11 protein-coding genes are annotated in these 14,687 nt (G+C 71.0%); 2 read left to right on the top strand and 9 right to left on the bottom strand.

What is annotated here, in order from left to right; all coding sequences use genetic code 11:
- Positions 1-12 precede the first annotated feature (12 nt).
- The 3 genes from HNR40_RS36820 to HNR40_RS36810 are packed head-to-tail and all read right to left on the bottom strand — an operon-like array spanning position 13 to position 3,671.
- Entirely contained in the window at positions 13-1,323 is a 1,311-nt protein-coding gene (locus tag HNR40_RS36820; RefSeq protein WP_184969778.1) for a purine-cytosine permease family protein, read from the bottom strand.
- 27 nt (positions 1,324-1,350) lie between these two features.
- Positions 1,351-2,649, bottom strand: a complete 1,299-nt coding sequence (locus HNR40_RS36815; RefSeq protein WP_184969776.1) for a hydantoinase/oxoprolinase N-terminal domain-containing protein — start codon at positions 2,647-2,649, stop codon at positions 1,351-1,353.
- Complete coding sequence (locus HNR40_RS36810; RefSeq protein WP_184969774.1) at positions 2,646-3,671, bottom strand: S-methyl thiohydantoin desulfurase family protein; 1,026 nt, start codon at positions 3,669-3,671, stop codon at positions 2,646-2,648. Before HNR40_RS36810 ends, HNR40_RS36815 begins: the two co-directional genes overlap by 4 nt.
- A gap of 88 nt (positions 3,672-3,759) precedes the next feature.
- Here HNR40_RS36810 and HNR40_RS36805 point away from each other — a divergent pair, with 88 nt between their 5' ends.
- Positions 3,760-5,100: a PucR family transcriptional regulator gene (locus tag HNR40_RS36805; protein ID WP_184969772.1), complete on the top strand. Its 1,341-nt coding sequence runs from the start codon at positions 3,760-3,762 to the stop codon at positions 5,098-5,100.
- 3 nt (positions 5,101-5,103) lie between these two features.
- On the opposite strand, the gene HNR40_RS36800 is transcribed toward HNR40_RS36805, so the two are convergent.
- The 6 genes from HNR40_RS36800 to nagA all read right to left on the bottom strand — a co-directional run bounded on the left by HNR40_RS36800 (position 5,104) and on the right by nagA (position 13,430).
- Positions 5,104-6,408, bottom strand: coding sequence for an MFS transporter (locus HNR40_RS36800; protein WP_184969770.1), 1,305 nt, complete (start codon positions 6,406-6,408; stop codon positions 5,104-5,106).
- A 78-nt stretch (positions 6,409-6,486) separates the two neighbouring features.
- A complete protein-coding gene (locus HNR40_RS36795) occupies positions 6,487-7,629 on the bottom strand; it encodes a PucR family transcriptional regulator (RefSeq protein ID WP_184969768.1) in 1,143 nt (380 codons plus the stop codon).
- 9 nt (positions 7,630-7,638) lie between these two features.
- Positions 7,639-9,675: an alpha-galactosidase gene (locus HNR40_RS36790; protein WP_184969767.1), complete on the bottom strand. Its 2,037-nt coding sequence runs from the start codon at positions 9,673-9,675 to the stop codon at positions 7,639-7,641.
- A gap of 51 nt (positions 9,676-9,726) precedes the next feature.
- Positions 9,727-11,118, bottom strand: a complete 1,392-nt coding sequence (locus HNR40_RS36785) for a carboxylesterase/lipase family protein (RefSeq protein ID WP_184969764.1) — start codon at positions 11,116-11,118, stop codon at positions 9,727-9,729.
- Between the two features lie 3 nt (positions 11,119-11,121).
- Positions 11,122-12,087, bottom strand: coding sequence for an alpha/beta hydrolase (locus HNR40_RS36780; protein ID WP_184969762.1), 966 nt, complete (start codon positions 12,085-12,087; stop codon positions 11,122-11,124).
- A gap of 152 nt (positions 12,088-12,239) precedes the next feature.
- Entirely contained in the window at positions 12,240-13,430 is a 1,191-nt protein-coding gene (gene nagA, locus HNR40_RS36775) for an N-acetylglucosamine-6-phosphate deacetylase (RefSeq protein WP_184969760.1), read from the bottom strand.
- A 64-nt stretch (positions 13,431-13,494) separates the two neighbouring features.
- On the opposite strand from nagA, the gene HNR40_RS36770 reads away from it, so the two are divergent.
- Entirely contained in the window at positions 13,495-14,646 is a 1,152-nt protein-coding gene (locus tag HNR40_RS36770; RefSeq protein ID WP_184969758.1) for an ROK family protein, read from the top strand.
- Positions 14,647-14,687: the final 41 nt, after the last annotated feature.

Below are 14,687 nucleotides of genomic sequence, written 5' to 3'. Positions count from 1 at the left end.
GAACCTTCTGATCTATGAGGTGGTGAGGAGTTGTTGCTCGCGGGTGCCGCGTACGAGGCCGAGCTTGCCCGCGGCGATGTAGAGCGCCCCGGCCAGGATCAGGGAGGTGAGCGCCGGGATGCCGAACCACTGGTAGTGCTCGCTGAGCCAGCCGGTCAGCGCCGACACCGCCCAGATGACCAGCGTGGCCGGGACCCACGTGGGCTCCGTCTCCGGCAGCGTGCCCCGCTCGCGGGAGGCGTCCAGGACGGGCCGCCAGCGTCTGACGACGAAGTACTCGGCCACCATGATCCCGGCGATCGGCGGGGTGACGACGCCGAGGATCAGCAGGAAGTCGGTGAAACGTTCCAGGATCCCGGCGGCGGCCAGCAGACTGCCCAGCACGCCGACGCCGACGGTGACCGCGACCCGGTGCAGCCTTATGCCGATGGTCGACTCGACCGCGTTGAGCAGGCCGAGCACGGCGGAGTACAGGTTCCAGTTGTTGATCTTCACGGTGGCGGAGATCAGCACGATGACCCCGATCACGCCGGAGGACGCGGTGATGATCGCGATCACGTCGGAAGACTTGACCGCGTACGCCAGCAGCACCCCCGCCAGGCCCAGGACGTACTCGCCCAGCGAGATGCCGACGAGCGTCTGCTTGACCACGTCACCGGTGCTGCGGTTGAACCTGGTCATGTCGGGCGTGGTGACCGCGCCGACGATGTAGGAGCCGGCGACGATGGTGGCGCCGGTCGCGATCGTCATGGGCTCGCCGAAGGGCGTGGACGCCACCAGCGTCCCGAGGTCGTGCCGGGAGAGCTCCACCCAGATCGCCCAGCCCGCCAGGCCGAGGAACGCGGGCACGGTGATGAACGCCGTCATCCCCATCGCCTTGAACCCCTTGATCACCAGCAGCGTCACCCCGAGCCCCGCGACCAGCGCCCAGAGCCAGAAGGGCAGCCACGGCATGATCGCGTGCAGTCCGGCGGCGAACACGCCCGTCTGCACCCCGAACCAGCCGAACAGGCTCAAGGTGATGATCACGCCGATGATCGTGGACCCGTACCGGCCGAACCCGGTCCAGCGGGCCAGCAGCGAGGTGGACATGCCCTCGCGCATGCCGGCGATGCCGACGAAGATGCAGACGACCTCAAGGATCACCGAGCCGAGCGTGAACGCCCAGAACGCGTCCCAGAAGGACAGCCCGGCGCCGAGGGTGGCGCCGAGCAGGAACTGCGTCAGATCCGACAGTTGCCCGAACCGCTGCACTGCCACGTTGAACCAGGGGAAACGGGCGCTCTTGGGCACCCTTTCGAGGGGGTAGTCCTCGTCGACCATCGATCTTGCCTCTCTGCGGGGGGGTGTTCACCAGCGCGACGGCGGACCTGCCGCTCTCGCGCGGAGTTTGACGAAGGGGCCGGGCAGATAGTCCAGCTGCGTCTCGTCGGCGTGGATGATCACTGTCTGCCGGGGGTCGGCCCCGGCCAGGACGGCTACCGCCCTGGCCTCTTCCATGACCGCGTCCATGGCGGCGGCCACCGCGGCGCGGTCCGGGAGCCGGACGATCCGCTCGTAGAAGCCGCCGACCGGACTGACGGCCGCGCCGATCGCGCCCGCCGCCAGCCCGTGCTCGGGATGAATGCCTTGCTGTACGGCCTGCGCCCCGCCACCAACGGTCACCAGCGGCAACCGGTCGGCACCCGGTTGCAGGCGATCCACGGCCTCGGCCAGTTCGGCGTCGTCGACGGGCCGGTCCACCTTGATCAGCCCCGGGATGCGGAAGCCGACCGGGACCCCGCCGATGCGCGCCCCACCGACGGCCTCCTCGGGGAAGCCGCCGGACAGCACGCCGACCCTGACCCGGCGGGCGCCGACGTCGGCGACCACGGCGTCCTCCAGCCCGGTCAACGCTCCGGCGCCGCGCAACACGCTGGCCGGTCCGCTGCCCAGGCTGAGGCCGGGGTGGCGGGACATGTGCTCCAGGCTCATCAGCGTGCCGTCCCCGCGGGTGACGAAAACGGCGGCGCCCGGGCAGAGCGTGCCCAGGCCATCGGCCACCGTCTGGGCGAACCCGGAGAGGGCGGCGTCCAGGATGGTGGCGTTCTCGCGTTCCAGCAGGCCGAGCGAGCCCAGGTCGGCCGACAGGGCGATGGGCATGTCGCCCACCTCGGCCCTGATCAGCTCGGCCGCCTCCTGCTCCTGCTCGGCGTCCAGGGGCGAGAACAGGCCGACGACGGCGTACGCCTCGGCGGTACCGGCCATGGCGGCGGCGAAGCGGCTGACGGCGGCCCGGTCGAGAGGTGTCCAGTCATCGCGTTCAAGGCCGCCGCCGCCGTCCACGATCACCGCGCCGGCGTTGACCGCGTCACGGAGGTCGGCCGGCCAGCCGAACAGGGGGCGTACGGCGCGGGCGGAGTCGCCGCTGATGCGCAGGACCGCGACCCGGCGCAGCTCGCGCCGCCTGGTGACCGAGGTGGCGCTGCCGCGCAGGCCCACGGCGACCTGGGTGAGGTCGGTGGCCTTCAGTTTTTCGAGCGCCGACCGGACGTTGGCCACGGGCATGTCGGGCCGCGAGGGGACCTTCACCGTGGCCAGCACCCGGCCGTCGTCGTCGAGGAGGGCCGCGTCGGTGTTGGTCGGCCCGACGTCCACCCCGGCCTTCATGACGCCTCCCCTGTACCCGCCCGGCAGGGGAATCCGGGCGGGCTCGGAGGGGGACTGTGCAGACCGGTCAGGCCGAAGGCTTCCGGGCCGGCCAGGCGCAGGCCTTCGGGGGTGTACCAGATCGGGTCGCACAGCAGGCGGACGACGCTGACGCGCAGGCCGTAACGGACCTGCTCGACCTGCACCACCTCGCCGGTCCTGGTGTCGATGAGGGCGATGACGTCGGGCACGCACGCCAGCGGCCGGCCGTCCTCCAGCACGGCGACGAACTCGCTGCCCGCCTCCAGCCGGACCAGCCGACCCTGGTCGGCGCCGAGCCCCTCGACGAGGATCCCGTCCACCGCCTCGGCGATCTTGCCGGTGATCAGCGGCGCGGGCAGTTCGGTGCCCAGGTGGACCGCGCGGCTGACCGAGCCCAGCGCGGTGGCGGTGGCGACCTGGCGTCCGCGCAGGACGTACTCGGTGCTGGCCACCTGCCCGCCGAACGCCTCCAGCGACGAGCGCACCAGCCGCTCCAGCCAGCTCCCCGTGACGTGCTCGATGACGAGGACTCTGCCGCGCTCGTCGCACACCACGGCCGGGGTCGGGGTGATGCCGCGTAGTTGCATCACCGTCTGGTTCATCCCGGGGAAGGCGCGGCTCATGCCGTCGGCGTCGACCAGGGGCAGGCCCAGGCGGGCGGCCCAGGCGACCGCCATGCAGCCGTTGGCGCCGCCGATCTCGCTGGCCATCAGCGCGCCGACGCGCGTCCCGTACAGCTGCTCGACCTTGTCGCGCAGGTGCACGGGCTCCTCGGTGCCGGTGACGCGTTCCAGCATGACGGCGGACGAGCCCGCCGTGCCCGCCGGCATGACCAGCAGGTCGGGGTCGAGGTCGCCCGCCTGGACCACGCGTACGGGACCGTGATCTTCCAGCGCCTGCATCGCGGCGACGCTGGCGATCGCGACGGTCCCGCCGCCTCCGGAGCCGAGCACGGCGCAACCTCGCGCGAACGCGGGGAGCGTGTCGGTGTCGATGTCCACCTGCTCAGGCTACGAACCTGTAGACAAGGGATAGGTGTGCTGAAAGCATCATTATGGGTGATCTATGTGCTAATGGCACACTTGAAGGATGAGTGTGCGGTTGATCGAGAGCCTGGGCGAGGTGGTCAGCCAGCCACCCGGCTCGGTACTCGTCCTCACCACGGCCGCCTGCGCGCAGGCCGTCGGATACCGGCTCGAGGTGGCGTTGCGTGACGCCGCCTCGGCCGGGGCGGTGGCCATGGTGCTCACCGCGCCGATCACCATCAGCCGCAGCGCGTGGTCCCTGGCCGAGCGGGTGGGCGTCGAGCTCCTCGACACGCGCACCTCGGGCATCGGCCCGCTCGGCGACGTGGTCGCGACCGCGTTCCGCGAGAATCGCGGGGATCTGGCCGGGCTGGTGGTGGCCGTCCAGGGCGCGCTCGCGGGCGACGCCGCCGACTCGCTGGCCAGAGCCGCTCGGGCGGTCGACGGCATCGCCAGGTCCGGCGGCGTGCCCGAACGGATCGCCGAGGAGGTCAGCGCCGCGATGGGGGTCGCCGTCGACCCCGACTTCACCACCGCCGAAGGCCCCGGTGGACATCGCGCCGCCGCCACCGCGATCGTGCTCCGCCTCGCCGCGCTGGCCGCGGCCGCGGGCGCCGTCGACGAACTGCCCGCCCGCTCACGCGCCCACCTGCTGACCGAACTGCTCGCCGCCCCGGAGAAACAGGCTCAGGAGCTTGCTCCGCGTGCCAGGGCCCTGGGGCTGCCGATCGACGACTGGCACGTGATCCTGCGGTTCGAGCCGGAGATGGACGAGGGGCCGGACCGCTACGCCGTACTCGACACCCTCGCCTCGCGCACCGCCAGGGCCGTGCGCGAGCTCGTCGGCCCCGCGTGGAACGCCGCCCTGGCGGGCGACGCGCTCGTGGTCGTCCGCACGGTGCCGCGTGACCAGGGCAGCACGGGCCTCCGGCAGGCGGTGCGCGAGGCCGGGGCGCTGCTGGAGCGGGTCCGGCCCGCCGGCGCCAAGGTGCGGTGCGGGGTGTCCACCTGCCACGAGGGCGTGCTCGGCCTGCGCACCTGCGCCTCCGAGGCCCGGACCGCGCTGCGCAGGGACAAGACGGAAGCGCTGGCCACGTACGACCTGGCCGGGCTGGACCGGATGCTGGAGGAGTGGTATTCCTCCGACAGCGCCCAGCAGGCGGTCAGAGACCTGCTCCAACCACTGCTCGACCTGCCCGGCGGCCAGCCCAAACGGCTGATCACGATCCTGCGCGCCTACCTCGACCACCACGGCTCCCCCGCCAAAGCAGCCGAAGAGGTGAACCTCCACAGGAACGCCGTCAGCCGCAACATCCGCCGCATCGAGACCCTGCTGAAGGCCGACCTGAGCAACCCCCAGCAGCGCCTGGCCCTCCAGCTCGCCTGCCGAGCCGCCCAGATCTAGACGTCACCGCACTCCCGCACGGGCGGCCAGAACGTCCTGGACCTTCTGCGAGTCGCGCAGGTAGGGCCGGTAGAGCAGGGTGAGGAAGATCCCGTTCAGCACGGTGGTGATCACGACCATCCAGAGGAAGACCACCCGCAGCCCGTACGCGTCGCCGAAGTACCCGAAGGCGAGCAGATAGACGCCCGCGACCAGCGCCTCGAAGATGGACAGCCAGATCGCGAAGGCGGCGCCGCGCAGTTCGGGCAGCATGACGGACATCACGATCGGCCGGTTGACCGGGCCCTGCATGCCCTGGAAGACCGCCAGCAGCGCGAAGAACACCATGATCAGGGGCAGGCTCCAGTCGAGCTGGGTCGCGAAGTAGCCCACCAGCGCGATCGTGAAGACCGATCCCTGGAACAGCCCGATCCGGCCGGTCCGCGGCCATCTGCGGTGCAGGGAGTCGGTGAGGAAGCCGCCCAGGATGGTGCCGGCGAAGTACCCGAGCGCGTAGACCGGGACGACCGAGCTGGCCTTGAGGGTGCTGAAGCCGTAGACGTCCACCAGGAAGACCACGAGGAACGCCAGCACGACCAGGTGCCCGCAGAGGACCCGATAACCCATGATGATCAGGAAGGTGGGCACCCGCAGGATGCTCGCGGCCTTGGCCCAGGTCAGCTTGGCGTTCTCGTTGCGCTGCTCGGCGGTGAGCGCGGACATCAGCGGCTCGGTGGCGCCGAGCCCGGGATCGGTGAAGAAGAGCTGGATCAGCACGCCGGACAGCACGCTCACCCCGCCGGCGATGAAGAAGCCGATGCGCCAGCCGTTCTCCACCTCGGACAGCACGGCGAGCGCCGGGGTGAGCACGCCGACGCCGAGCGCGTTGAGGCCGTAGAGGACGCCGATGGCACGTCCGCGGGCGCCGTCGTCGAACAGGTCGGAGATGATCTCCATGATGAGCGGCGTTCCACCGGCGTTGCCCGCGGCCATGATCGTGGTGAAGATCACCAGTTGGGTGAAGTTCTGGGACAGGCCGGCGGCGAAGGCCCAGACGCCCCAGAAGCCGGTGAACAGCACGAGCACGCCCTTGCGGCTCCACCGGCGGGCCACCCAGACCCAGAACGGTCCGAAGATCACCCCGATGAAGCGGCCGATGCCGGTGAGCAGGCCGAGCGAGCTGAGTGACAACCCCAGGGCCGAGCGGATCATCGGGAAGAGCGTCGTCACCACGCCGCCTTCGACGCCGTCCATGACCAGGGCGACGCCGAAGGAGCTGAGGCTCCGCCAGCGCCCCTCGACCTTGGGGACGGGCGAGATCGTGGACATGGGCCACCTCATCACGGTCGGAAATATCCCGATAGTGGGGTACGGCGGGCGCCCCGTCACTGGGCCGGCGACCCTGTCTTACCTCTGAGAGATGTTCACCGGCACAGACCGGGCCAGCCGATGTGCCCAGACGGCCGCGTACAAGGTGGCGATGTCGCCGGGGTCGTCGAGGGAGCGGCCGGTGAGGTGCTGGACCCGGTCGAGGCGGTTGCGAATCGTGTTGCGGTGACAGTAGAGCCGCTCGGCGATCGCGCTGGTCGAGCCGCCCGTGTCCAGCCAGGCGGACAGCGCCTCAAGGAGTTCGGGGTGCTCGATCAGCGGGCCGAGCGCGGTCATGACCAGCCGCTCGCTCAGCTCGGGGCTGGCCGCCAGCAGGGCGCGCACCGGAGAACGGTCCACGGTCATGGCCTGCCGGCCGCCCACCGGGATGGCGGCCCGTGCGATGGTCGCCAGGCGCAGTGCCACCGGCACCTCGGTGAGCAGGGCGAACGGCGGGCTCACCCCGATCCGGCCGGAGGGCGCCTGGCTCAGGGCCGCCAGGATCCGGCCGGGGTCGCCCGAGACGATGCCCACCTGGTCCTCGATCCGCAGCCGCCAGACCGAGCGGAACGCCGGAAGCCTCGGGCCGGCGTCCGCGTCGGCCAGGACGCAGACGTAGGGGCCACGCTCCGCGAGGCCCAGCGCGTGCGGTGTGCCGCCCAGCGTGGTCCAGTCCGAGCTCCGTCCCTCGATCAGCGCGTCCAGGAGAACCAGGCGTTGACGTTCGTCCCGCCTGGCCAGATCGGTCAACGTCTCCCGGTAGCTCGCCGTGACGGCCACCGAGTAGGCGTCGATCAGCGACCACACGAAGGTCATCGAGTTCGCGAGCTGCCCCATGGAGACGTCGGGATCTTCGGTCGCCCGCTCGACCATGGCCTGCCACACCACCCGGAAGCCGATGCGGTAGGCGTGCAGGATCGCTTCCAGCGGGACGCCCTGGGCCGCCCGCCGCCGGGCCGTCTCCCGGGACAGCTCCGTCGGCACGGCCTGGTCGCCGGCCATGTCGGTGAGCTGGTCGCGCAGGTTGCGCTCGTTGAAGTCGCGTACGTCGGCGAGCACCGCGGCATCGAGGAGGGCGTAGGCCTCGTCCTCCGCGACGATCGCCCGGAACATGCGCTCGGCCAGCTCGGGCAGCTCGTCAAGGAGCTCCTTGGACAGTCGCGCCACCAGCAGATCCGGCATGCGGGGAGTTTACGGGGCGCGCACAAGGTGGACGAGCCAGCTCGCGTACTCGCCGTGGATCGGCTCCAGCGGCAGGCCATGGCTGGTGAGGACGGCCCCGCCGTACTCCTGACGTGTGGATCTGTAGGACGCGTCCGGGTCGAGGCGGGCCAGCCGGATCCGGGGTGACGGGTCGCCGAACCGGCGCACCTGCGGCCGGAAGGCCAGGACGACCACTTCGTCGCCCAGCGTGTATTGCACGCCGCCGCGCAGCCGGTGGAGCGCGCCGTGCTGGACGACCGGCCGGATCCGCTTGTAGTCGGCCACCAGCCGGGCGGCTTCGGCGAGGTCCTCGGGGCTCCAGGCGATCAGGTCGCCGCCCAGCCCGAGCACGCCGGCCATGGCGACGTGGAAGCGGAAGCGCAGCGGGATCCTCCGGCGGGTGATCGGGTTCAGCTCGTCGGTGACCCAGGCGCCCATGGTCCGCGCCGGGTAGAGCTGGCTGTAGCCGTGCTGGATGCCGATCCGGTCGAGGGCGTCGGTGTTGTCGGAGGTCCAGACCTCGTCGGTGCGGGCCAGCATGCCGAGGTCGGCCCGGCCGCCGCCGCTGCAGCAGTCCTGGACGCGCAGGTGAGGGTGGTCGGCCCGGAGCCGGTCGAGCAGGGCGTAGACGGCGGTGACGTGCCCGGCGTGGACCGGTGCCGCGGCCTCGGTGAAGGGCCGGTTCATGTCCCACTTGAGGTAGTCGATCGCGTGGTCGCTGACCAGCCGGTCCAGCCACTCGTGCGCCCAGGCGGCCACGTCGGGCCTGCTGAAGTCGAGCACGTGCTGGCCGCGCCTCAGGGTCCGGATACGGCCCGGCATGTGGACGATCCAGTCGGGGTGGGCTCGGTACAGATCGCTGTCGGGGTTGACCATCTCCGGCTCGACCCAGATCCCGAACCGCATGCCCAGCCGGTGGACCTCGTCGATCAGCTCGTTCAGTCCGTTGGGGAACTTCCGCCGGTTGACGTTCCAGTCGCCCAGCCCCGCGTGCTCGTTGTCGCGCGCCCCGAACCAGCCGTCGTCCACCACGAACAGCTCGGCGCCCAGCTCCGCCGCCAGCCCGGCCAGCCGCCGCTGCCCCGCCGAGGTGACCTCGAACCCGGTCGCCTCCCAGGAGTTGTAGACGATGGGCCGCAGTTCCTCCGGGTTTGGCAGCACGTGCTTCACCGCGTAGTCGTGCCAGGCCCGGCTGGTCGCGCCGAATCCGCCGGTGGAGTACAGCCCGGCGAACACCGGGGTCCGCCACTCCTCGCCCGGGGCCAGTTCCCAGCTCAGGCCGTCCTGCCCGAACCCGCCGGTGACCGAGACCGGCCCGCTGAGCGTGCGACGCAGCGTGATCCGCCAGCTCCCGCTCCAGGCCAGGGCGGTGCTCCACACCTCGCCGTGTTCCTCCGTGGCGGCTCCCTCGTCGATCATCACCCACGGGTTGGCCTGGGCGCTGGTGATCCCGCGCCGGCTGGCGAACACGGTCTCGCCACGCGGTACGGCGAAGCGCGCGAGCTGGAACTCCTCCCCCCAGTCCCCGGCGACGTGGCTGACCCGGTAGTCCTCGCGCGGCGGCAGCGTCCAGCTCGCCGAGTCACAGCGCAGCAGGGTGACGGGCTCGTGGCCGGTGTTGCGCAGGGAAAGCCGGCGCTCGATGACATCGGTGTCGTCGCGCACCCGGTACCCCAGCGTGATCTCCAGCCCCCGGTCCTCGAAACGCACGTCCAGCTGCCCGCCGTCGATCCGGTGACCGGCGTAGTGCCACTCCAGCGCCCGCGCGCCGTCGGCGAAGCGCACCTGCAGCGAGGGGACGGCATACCGGTCTCCCCCGTCCACGACGATCTCCTCGTCCGCTCCCCTGTCCAGGAAACGCAGCGGCTCCGGCAGCAGCTCCGCCACCTGGGCGGCTTGGCCGGGCGGCAGCCGTACACCCCAATGGACGTGCTGCGGCGCGTCGCCGGGCGCCAGACGGAAGGCGTAGGAGGTCGCCGGGGTGGAGAGCAGCCACAGGCCGCGCCCGGCGTCGAAGGAGATCACTGGTGCGGCTCCCGTTTGAGGGTCATGCACGGTACGGCCAGCAGCATGTCGTCAGCTCAACCAGCGGCGGCGTTCGTCGCCACGCGGGTCGTGGACGACGCAGGACACCGGGTGGTCGAAGACCATCACGGGCCGTTTGTCCGCATCCCACGACGGCCAGCCCGGATCGCCCGTCCTGGCGAACCTGACCCAGGCCGCGTGCATCCTGTCGGCGAGCGGCTGCGGAGCACCGGTGCCGGCCAGCCGCCGGGCGCCGTCCGTGTGAAGCGTGTCGAAGACGAACGGAACCTCCATGACATGAGCCGCGCCAAGCCGCTCCACCGGCGACCGCCAGGCGAACTCATACATCCAGGTATTCGCGGGCCGCGTGTCGGCCAGACTCTGCAGCGGGACACGGAGGAGCTGATCGGTGACCATGGCGCCCAGCAACTCGCCGGGTGTCGCCTGCGGACGGTTCGCCCGATAGGCGGGCAGGATCGAGCCTCTGATCTTCATCCTGCGCATGGCCAGCCTGAGCATGACCGGGCCCATCGAGTCGACCCGCCCGGTCGGCACGAACCAGAGCCGGTACTCCTCGCTCGTCGCGCCGAGCATGAGACTGACGCGCGGGTCGGGGACCGGCTGCCGCCGGACCAGCTCGCCGTCGACCACCACGTGAAAACCGGGCCCGGCCAGCCCGTTCACCCTCTCCTGCGCGTCCAGCACCCGGTCGACGGGGACGGCCGAGAAGGCCGCAGCCGTCGGCGCGACGCCCAGCTTCCTGGCGACCCGCCGGACGATCTCCCCACCACGTTCGGGCGGCACCGCCGCCGGTGCGGCACTCTGCATGATCGCCCGCTGGAACAGGCCGCGGGCGCGATCGATGTCCATCAGCGCGGCCACGCTGATGCTTCCGGCCGACTCGCCGAACACCGTGACGTTGCCCGGGTCCCCGCCGAAGGCGGTGATGTTGTCGCGCACCCACTCCAGCGCGGTGATCTGATCGAGCAGACCACGATTCGCGGGTACGTCGGGGAAGAACCCGAAGCCGTCCACCCCGAGCCGGTAGTTCAGCGAGACCAGGACGACGTCGTCGCGGGCGAACGCGCGGCCGTCGAACATGGACCGTGCGGACGAGCCGTTGCGGAACGCGCCGCCGTGGATCCACACCATGACCGGCCGGGATCCGACCGGTGAAGGGGTCCAGACGTTGAGGTTGAGGCATCCCTCGCCCTCTATGGGGTCGTCGGGGAGGAAGCGGGCGATCGGCTCGGGATAGGGGCGTTGGGGGGCGGTCGGGCCGAACTCCAGTGCGTCCCGGACTCCATCCCAGCCACGAGCCGGAACCGGTGCCCGGAATCGGTTCGCGCCGGTGGGCGGCTCGGCGTACGGGATGCCGAGGAACGCCGTGACTCCGTCGTACGATCTGCCCCGGACCTTGCCCTGACGGATGATCACATCCACGCTTCAGTCCCCGGCGACGCAGTAGACGCGCCGGGGGTAGCTCGCGTCGGTGCAGCTCACCAGGCCTGGCCAGGCGTCGACGTCGGTCGGCGGAGCGTTCCTGCTGGACAGCGCCGGCTTGACCGCGACGCCGTTCGGCGTGCTGCCCATGTACGTGTTGTCGGCGGCACAGCCGCTGCCGAGGATGGCGCACTCGGCCAATGCCTGCGTGTTCCGATGGGTGCCGTACCAGCCGAGCGCGTTGTCGGCGCCGAACGTGAAGTGCTCGGCCTTGAGCGTGTCGCTGGAGCGGACCAGGAGATACTCCTTGCTCGCGGCCGGCACGTCGAAGGCGGTCCACGCCTCGATGCCGATGCGGCTGTCGACCACGTAGTCCTCGGAGTAGGTCGTCACCAGCACCCGGGTATGGGCGGGCAGATCGATCGCGGGCGCGGTTCCGACGCCCTCCATCCCGGCCGGTGCGAACATCGCCAGCCACAACGCGTTCGCGCCCCAGCCGCGGGCGACGCCGCGGAGCAGGATGCCCGGGCTCATCCCGCCGCCTTGGGAGTGGCCGAAGAAGCCGACCCTGGTCAGGTCCGCCCTGTTCGTGAGCGTGGTGCCCAACGCGTTGCCCGCGTCGTTGGTCGCGTATCGCTTCGCGTACGCCGCGCTGTCGAGGCTGGCGTAGCCGGAGGCGATGACGATGAAGCCGTTCGACACCAGGTTGTCGATGAAGGTCGCGGGTCCCGGGTTGCCGCCGTAGGCGTGGGTCCAGAAGGCGACGGGCCTGGAGGAGTCACCGCATGTGCCGCCGATTCTGGGCTGGCCGGAGCCGGTTGGCTGGTAGACGTACACCTTCTGGCCCGATGCGGCTGGATTGCCGGCGATGACCGGCGCCGCCGCCGTACACGGCCCGGGACCACCCAGTTGCCCGGCCGGGATGCGCGCCGCATTCGGGACCGCCATCCCCAGCAGCACCACCGCCACGGCAGCCCACCTTCGTGATCTCACGATCTCCTCCGATCCGCTGTTGGATTGAGGAGATCGTGCGCCGGGCCGCTGCCAGGGTCCAGATTCCGGCGCATCCCTCTGCGGCCCCGTAGATGTGCAGGCGCACAAGGACCCACCTGACCTGGTCGCTACCGGGCGAGGTCCGCCTTCGTTGTCAGTGCTCCGTGCACGACCGCGCCGTGAGCGATGACCGTGCGTACCCGCAGGTCGTCCGTGAGAACGACCAGGTCGGCGTCCTTCCCGGCCTCGATGCTCCCGGTCTGTTCTGCCAGCCCGAGCATGCGCGCGGGCGTGGTGGCGGCGGCGATGACGGCTTGGGTGATGGGGATTCCGACGCACCGCACGGCGTGCCGTACCGCTCGGTCCATCGTGAGGGTACTGCCCGCGTTGGTGACCCCGTCGAGCAACGTGACCTTGCCGTCCCGGGCGAGCACGGGCAACGGGCCCAGGTTGAACCGCCCGTCGTTCACCCCCGCCGCCGGAGTCGCATCGGTGACCAGCGCGATGCGGTCGGCCCCGGCGGCGGCGAACGCGAGACGCGTGGTCGCGCTGTGCAGGTGAACACCGTCGTTGATGAGCTCGCAGGTCACGTTGTCGTGGGTGAGCGCGGCGCCGGCGGGCCCCGGCTCCCGATGGTGGAACGGTCGCATGGCGTTGAACAGATGGGTCGCCATGCTGGCGCCGGCCTCGAACGCCTGGTGTGCTTCGTCGTAGCTGGCGTCGGTGTGCCCCACCGCCACGACCGCGCCGGCGGCGACGACCTCGCGGACGAGATCCATCCCACCGTCCAGCTCGGGGGCGAGGGTCACGGTGCGTACGGCGCCGCCGCCGCTGGCGAGCAGGTGCCGCAACGCGTTGACGTCCGGGGCGAGGACGTAGTCGTTGTGATGGGCGCCCCGGTGGTTCGGGTTGAGAAACGGCCCTTCGAGGTGGATTCCGGCGATCGACCGGTGCAGCGGGTCGGATGAGCGCATGAGGTCGGCCACCGTACGGGCCGCGGCCGCCATCTCCTCGACCGGTGAGGTCACAAGGCTGGCCAGTGTCCGCGTGGTTCCGTGCCGGCGGTGAAACGCGATCGCGCGCAGGATCTCCTGTGGATCCTCCGTGGTGACCTGAGCGCCGTCGCCGCCGTGCATGTGCAGATCCACGAACCCGGGCAACACGTAGTCCGCTCCGAGATCGTGAACCTCGGCGTCGGCCGACCGGGGCGGCTCCCCGGCTCCCACGGCCAGGATCCGGTGACCGTCCAGCGCGACCCAGCCGGGATCCAGGACCCGATCGGGTGTCACCACTCGGGCGTTGGCGAGGATCATGACCATCAGGCTCCCTTTCCCTGTATTATTTTCTCAATGAGAAAATAACCTAACACGGAGACGAGGACCCTTGGCTGCGATCGATGTGCCGGACGCCGGGTCGGCGGCAGGACGCGTCCTTACGCTGCTGCATCGACATGGCCCGCTGACCCGCTCGGCCGTCACGGCTGAACTCGGCCTGGCCGCGAGTGCCGTGGGCAACGCCTTGGGCGACCTGACGGCGATGGGCCTGGTCCGCATCAGTGACCCCTCCGGCGCCCCGACCGGACGCGGCAGGCCGTCACCCGTCGTCGAGGTAAATCCCGACGGGCCCGTGGCCATCGCCGTCCAGTTGACCGCGGACCGGCTGACGGTCGGCCTCGTCGGCCTGGATCGCCAGATCAGTCACGTTCGCGTTCTGGACGGCTCCGCGACGGACCCCGCCACCCTCATACCGGCGCTGGCGGACGCCATCGCCGATACGGCAGGGCGGACCGAGCGGCGATGCGTCGGAGTATGCGTGGCCATGCCGGGCTTCATCAGGGAATCCGATGGCTTCGTGCGATCCGCCTTGCACCTGGGCTGGAACGACGTGCCACTAGCACAGCGACTGGCCAGCATGTCGCCGATCGACGCCCCCATCGCCGTGGGGCGGGCCGCCACGCTGGCCGCCCTGGCCGAGTTCCGATACGGGGCCGGCCGCGACGCCGTAACCATGCTGGCCCTGAGCAGCGAGCGCATCGGCATCGGCGGCGGGTTCATCGACGCGGGCACACCGCTCACCGGAGGCGGCCACGCCCTGGACGCCGGCCACATCATCGTCGAGCCAGGGGGCCTGCAGTGCCCGTGCGGTGCGCGCGGCTGCCTGGAAATGTACGCCGACTCGCGTGCCCTGCTACGTGCCGCCGATCGGCGCCCCCAAGACGCCGTCACCGAGATCTTCGATGCCGCCACGGCCGGTGACCGTACCGCACAAGAGGCGATCCGCCTCACCGCCGGCCATCTGGTGACGGGATTGACCAGCCTCGTCAACACCCTCGCCCCGGAGCGCGTGGTGCTCATGGGCTTCCTGGCCCACCTGTATCGGGCCGCCGCCGACCTCGTACACGACGGGCTGATGGCGTCCTCGGCCGTCGCCCGCACCGCCCGGATCGCCATCATCCCAGGCGCCCTTCACCATGCCACCCTCGTGGGCGCCGCCGAAAAAGCCTTCGCCCCACTCCTGAGGCAACCCCGATCGTGACCCCGGTGTGCGGGTGGCGCGGAAAAGCGCCGGGCGGGTGC

This window comes from Nonomuraea endophytica (assembly GCF_014203235.1).
GTDB lineage: Bacteria > Actinomycetota > Actinomycetes > Streptosporangiales > Streptosporangiaceae > Nonomuraea > Nonomuraea endophytica.
Note: the sequence above shows the minus strand (reverse complement) of the source record. Positions and strands in the feature narration are given on the sequence as shown.